General features: G+C 48.8%; 5 protein-coding genes and 1 pseudogene. 2 read left to right on the forward strand and 4 right to left on the reverse strand.

All coding sequences use genetic code 11. The features are described 5' to 3' along the window. Positions 1-411, forward strand: a 411-nt coding sequence (locus tag H7F11_RS16385; protein ID WP_193658283.1) for a LysM peptidoglycan-binding domain-containing protein, incomplete at its 5' end; no start/stop codon positions are given. Between the two features lie 59 nt (positions 412-470). Here H7F11_RS16385 and H7F11_RS16390 read toward each other — a convergent pair. The 4 genes from H7F11_RS16390 to H7F11_RS16405 form a co-directional block, all read right to left on the reverse strand. After that, on the reverse strand, positions 471-1,307 hold the full coding sequence (locus H7F11_RS16390; protein ID WP_193651605.1) for a PAS domain-containing protein: 837 nt from the start codon (positions 1,305-1,307) through the stop codon (positions 471-473). Between the two features lie 162 nt (positions 1,308-1,469). Further along, entirely contained in the window at positions 1,470-3,449 is a 1,980-nt protein-coding gene (locus tag H7F11_RS16395; RefSeq protein WP_193651606.1) for a tetratricopeptide repeat protein, read from the reverse strand. 14 nt (positions 3,450-3,463) lie between these two features. Beyond that, positions 3,464-3,685, reverse strand: a complete 222-nt coding sequence (locus H7F11_RS17355) for an Arc family DNA-binding protein (protein ID WP_193651607.1) — start codon at positions 3,683-3,685, stop codon at positions 3,464-3,466. Then, positions 3,663-4,838 carry an EAL domain-containing protein gene (locus H7F11_RS16405; RefSeq protein ID WP_193651608.1) on the reverse strand — a complete coding sequence of 392 codons (1,176 nt, stop codon included), beginning with the start codon at positions 4,836-4,838 and terminating at the stop codon, positions 3,663-3,665. Before H7F11_RS16405 ends, H7F11_RS17355 begins: the two co-directional genes overlap by 23 nt. A 343-nt stretch (positions 4,839-5,181) precedes the next feature. Here H7F11_RS16405 and H7F11_RS16410 point away from each other — a divergent pair. Next, a pseudogene (locus tag H7F11_RS16410) lies at positions 5,182-5,396 on the forward strand (ISL3 family transposase); the annotation flags it as partial.

Raw genomic sequence — 5,396 nt, forward strand, 5'->3', positions numbered from 1 at the left:
CGTGGGCTCGGAGATGTGTATAAGAGACAGGGTCATGCCACTCCCGTTTATACGGCAGCACGCCGACAGCTGACGGTGCGCCCCGGCGAAAGTCTCTGGCAAATCGCGCAGCGGGCCGGTGTCGGTATCACCGCTATTGCCCATGCGAACCACCTGACCGAGCAATCCGTCATTCATCCGGGTCAGGTCCTGAATATCCCTTCGGAAACCGCCGTAGCGGCTATCAGTGCCCGCCAGGAACGCGCCGCCACCCAGCCGCGCGCAGCGACTTATATTGTTCGCAAAGGCGACACACTCTGGCAAATTGCCCAGCAGTACCATGTGCAACCCAAGTCGCTCATCCAATGGAACCACCTGGCCTCTGCCAGCGACATTCAGCCGGGCTCACGTCTCACTATTTATACACGCTAATGTAACAAAAGGTACGGGAGTAGCTTTGATCTCAAGCTGATCATCGCCAGGAAGAAGGATTAGCCGTCTGCTACGACGCGCTGAATACATAGGTAATGGGTCGTTTTTTCTATGTAATTATGGGTGGGGATGATGTTCAGTTGATTCCAGAATGTCTGCCCATCACGACGATAACCAAGAATGATTTCATTGAAAAATCCGTCACTACTCAGTGCTGCGTCGATTCTCGGGAGTACCGCAGTTTCAGTCAGGGGACCCAGTAATTGATGCAGTCCCTGTTGGGCAATTTCCGCCAGGGTGTATCCGGTCATGCGGGTAAAACTGGGGTTCGCATAGAGCACCCGATGGTGGGCATCGATCAGCATGACGCCTTCATCGGCTGCCCCCAGAGTGGCTCCCAGCAACATCTGCTGTTCGCGCTGCTTACGTTCCCGGAGGATATTCACCCAGTCTTCCAACGCTTCACTGACCTGGCGGGCAATGCTTTCCAGAACTATCTGGCAGTCGCGCGGAAAAGCTTGCGGATCCCGGTCATACAGGACCAGCAAGGCCCAGGGTTTATGATCACGGTGGATGGGGAGTATGGCTATGGAGCTTAATTGGTAAGGGCGGATGTTTTGTAGCCAGACATGGCGCAGAGCGCCAGATGTAAAAGGTTCATTAAAGAGGGGAGACTGCTCGCGCCAAACCCGAAGCAGGGGACCTTCATCGGCAGGTAGGCCCATTTGCCGTTCCACAAAACTGTCCAGATAGGCCGTGTCTCCCGCATCGGCCAGGGTGCTTAAGCTGCCGTCGTCTTCGAAATGGCAGACCCCAGGCCAAGGCGACTGAGGTGTTTTGTACGGCCAGTGTACACAGGGATTCCAGCAGGGCAGATTCCAGATTGGTATGCGCAATCAACTGTCCAACCGCCTTGTTAAGGGCGAAATATTGGGCGAGACGGGAATGAGGATCGGGTTTGTTGATGTTCTGAAACAGGCGCGCCAAGATCCTTTGCAGCAGGTTAGAGTTGGGGGGCAGGTCGTCGGAAGGACGGGACATTATTCACCACTCCAAGTTCAATGTGGCGGTTGTTGCATAAACTTCAATATGTATTGTGCAACTTCATCAATGACGCTTTCCCATGATTCGGATTGCTGCTGGCGAAATAAGCGCAGGCTTGGATACCAGGGGCTGTCGCTGCGATCAAGCAGCCAACGCCAGTCAGGAGATTTAGCGAGCAGAAGGCAGGTCCTGACATTCATTGCTCCTGCAAGATGTGCAATCGATGTGTCCACGCAAACCAAAAGATCAAGATGATTGAGGATGGCCGCTGTATCTGCAAAATCCTGAATGCGGTCACCGAGGGCGTACATTGGAAAGGGGCTATGTGGTATCTGAGCTTCGCCAGAGCCTTTCTGTAGCGAAATGATTTGGACTCCTGGCAGCGAGCCAAGCGGCGTCAATTGTTCTAAAGAGATCGAACGGGCATCATCGTTTTTGTGGAGAGGGTTGCCAGCCCAGACCAAACCGACCCGAAAACCGGAAATTTCCGAAATATGTTTTCCCCATTCAGTATCCAGTTCACTGCCTACAGAGAGATAGGGCATATTTTGCGGGATGCTGTCTACATCTGTTCTGAACACATGAGGCAGGCTCATGAAAGGAATGTAGGTATCAAATTCAGGAAGCGGATCACCCTCAATGAACAATAAGTCGGCCAATTTGGATTGGGCAAACAGGCGGTATAATTCAGAGCGGGTTTCCAGAATAACCCGTCCACCACGCTGCCGGATAAGGGGCAGATAGCGGGCACACTGGAGTATGTCACCAAATCCCTGTTCGGCATGAACGAGAATGGTTTTTCCGTCCAGGCCGCTGCCATCCCATGCCGTTTGGGCGAAGCGTTGAGGATTGTTGTTGTATTTTACCCTGAAACGGCTTTCATAAAGCCTGAAGCCTTCACGGTAGTGACCACGAAGCAGCAGGAAAGTGGACAAATCAAATGCAGACTCGGGGGATTCTCCAGATATTTCGTAGGCTTTTTTGAGCCATTCTTCCGCTTCGGTAAAATTGTCCTGCTGAAAAAGATAAATTCCAAGCTTGCTCATGGCTTCTGCACAATCAGGCTGATTGGATATGATCTGACGGAGTACGTTTTCAGCATCGGTACCGCGTCGCTGACTGAACAGGCAAACGAACAGATTCAAGGCAGCATCAATATGTCCTGGTTCCAGGGTCAGGAGATGGCGAAGCAGTTTTTCAGATTCCGCAAATGCACCACGTTTTTGTAATGGTACGGTAATGTTGAGCAATGCTACCGGGTAGTCTGGATTGATGGTTAAAGCCTGGCGTAATGCCTGCTCTGCTTCATCAAAGCGTTCGAGTTCGCTGAGTACGTAGCCCAGATTGGACCAGGCGACAACGTAATCTGGCTGTATGCTTAGAGCCCGACGCAGCAGTTCTTCTGCAGTCCGAAAATCTCCGTTCTGGCTGAGGAGTACAGCATAATTCAATAGGGTATCAGGCGCATTGGGGGCGAGAGTGAGAGATTTTTCAAAGAGTTTTTGAGAATCATCGAGTTTGCCGTCATTAAGATAAAGCACCGCAAGGTTACAAAATGCCTGAGCATGTTCCGGATCTGCTTCAATGATGTCTCTAAGCTGTGCTTCTTCATTGGAAAGTTGCTGGCCAAAGGCAAGGGGCCGGCCAAGAACCTGCTGAACAAGGCACCAGGAAGGTATCCATGAAGAAAGAATAACTGCGAGCTCCCATGGCTGATTGATCAGGTGCGCAAGGGGTGTCAGGCTTTTTGATTCACGACAGAGATCGCTTACGGCTTCATTCCAGATTGGGGTCAGTCGATCGGTTAAAAATACCTCATGTGTCGGGAAAAATTCCTGCAGATCCTGCAGATTTCTTCTGTGTTTTTGTATGTACGCGATTTGTTCTGGCTGGTTATATTGTGCATCTGCATAAGACCGCAGCAGACCCATCATCACTGCGCGAAGGTTGTTGACGTACATGAATTTGATGGAACTATCATCGTTAAAATACATATGATTCGGCTCGTCTAGCGATCATCTTCAGTCGAAAGCAGTGCCTTTAACTCTTCTGCGCTGAGGAGATTTCTGATGCTGACCTGATTGCTCCTGTTTTTGATGTTCGATTGAAACATCTGTATGGCCAGGCAATCCAGGATTTCGGAATTTAAACTGCGCTGATGTAATTCCGCATTTTTGACGAGGCACTGATACAGTTCCTCAGGAATTTTATTTAATTCTAAGCTGATCATGGTTCGCCTCGTAGATCTGTTTTTCGATTTCCATTAGCAGAATTCGGTATCCCTGTTCTATGCGTTCAATGGTGTCATCGTTGAATAAATTATCTGGATACGCCGCAGCCTGAGATATAAGTGCCATTTGTTGACAATAAAGATGATATGTTTTGGGAGACATCAATACGCAAGGTTCAATGATTTTATTAGGCAGTTTTTTAATGTTTTGACGATCCAGCATATCGGGTGCATGACGAATCATGGCCGTCAGTCGTTCCCGCTCGTGAAGAATTTCTGCATAAGCTCCAATCCAGTCGTTGGGTTTCAGGATGTTTTGGTATGACGGGATTTGTAGATTGCAGATAAATTGAGGGATTTCTTGTGCAGTGATTGGCCTGGAAAATACATAGCCCTGGATCAGGGTAACGTCAAGCCTACGCAATGCGTTCAAGATGGTGGCATCTTCCACGCCTTCAACGATGAGGCTTTTCCCCAGGGAGCGACTCAGTGCAGAAAGCGCTTGGATGAAGTTGAGATCCTGGGGTTTCCGGTATAGGTCGCGAACAAATATGCCATCGAGTTTCAGAGTATCTATGGGCAGATTTTTTATACGTGCCAGTCCGGAATAGGCTGATCCAACATCGTCCAGAGAAAAAGTCATATTTTTTTGTCGGAGCATATTGATCTGGTCGATCATCTGGCCTGAAATTTCCAGGTTACTGCCTTCGAGAATTTCGAGGGCGATATGTTGCGGGGCGATGTTCTCCCGATCCAAAATGCGTAAAACAGATTGTGCAAATTCTGGGTTTTCCAGTTGAAATATTTCCACATTTACGCTGACTTTAAAATTCAGTCCTTGTTTCTGCCACAGGCTCAAATCATGAGCTGCCTGTTTCAGAACGGCAAAATTGATTTGGATTATTTCTTCTGGTTGTAGATAAGGCAATACCTTGTCTGGTGAAATGAGTTGATCATCAGCCTCGAAGCGCACCAAGGCTTCGACACGAACGACTTTTCCTTTTTTTAAATCAATGATGGGTTGGTATAAAACAAGAATATTCGGCCTTGCTACTGGTTGATAATGGTTATTTCTCTCTTGAAGCATGGAAAAGCTGCCCGGTGATGATTGGGCCGGCTGGCTAGGGATGGGGACAATCTTCTCACCAGACATGGAAAAACCCTACAGAGTGCAGAATAACAATAATTATGGTAGCAGTCAGGATGCATTCCGGGGAAAGAAGGCAAGCCAATATGAGATGAGACATTCTAGGATGCTTAAGATGAAATGGCATGCTGTGGTTCATGTTGCAATGGCCTGTCCGGTAATTTAGGGAATACCTGCTCATTCTCTCAGCTAGATTATTATGTACACCTTCATACCTTAGTTGCTATGCAAACATAACACAAGTTCATATATTCAAAGCTGAAAGAATAAAATAAAGGCTCTTCGTCAGATTGAGTGGGTAGGGGGTAGAATGCTGTGGAGCGGTCGTGCCCTGAATAGGAGTTAGCTGATGGTCCCTGAAGAGCTGTTTTCTCTCGCGTTAGGATTGGTTCCGCCGTGGTTGGTGGATCATGTGACTTTCACGGTGGAGGAGAAACGCCTGGATCTGCACATCAACTTTCCCAAAGGTAGTCGCTTTGCTTGCTCCGTCTGTGGTGAGGAGTGTCCGGTACATGATACCCGTGACCATACCTGGCGGCACATGGATTTCTTCCAGCATGAAGC

The sequence above is a fragment of the Acidithiobacillus sp. HP-2 genome (genome assembly GCF_015100155.1).
Taxonomy (GTDB): Bacteria; Pseudomonadota; Gammaproteobacteria; order Acidithiobacillales; family Acidithiobacillaceae; genus Acidithiobacillus.

Coding starts and splice junctions, on each gene's coding strand:
- H7F11_RS16395 (WP_193651606.1), bottom strand. CDS start 3,449: ATGTATTTTAACGATGATAGTTCCATCAAATTCATGTACGTCAACAAC.
- H7F11_RS17355 (WP_193651607.1), bottom strand. CDS start 3,685: ATGATCAGCTTAGAATTAAATAAAATTCCTGAGGAACTGTATCAGTGC.
- H7F11_RS16405 (WP_193651608.1), bottom strand. CDS start 4,838: ATGTCTGGTGAGAAGATTGTCCCCATCCCTAGCCAGCCGGCCCAATCA.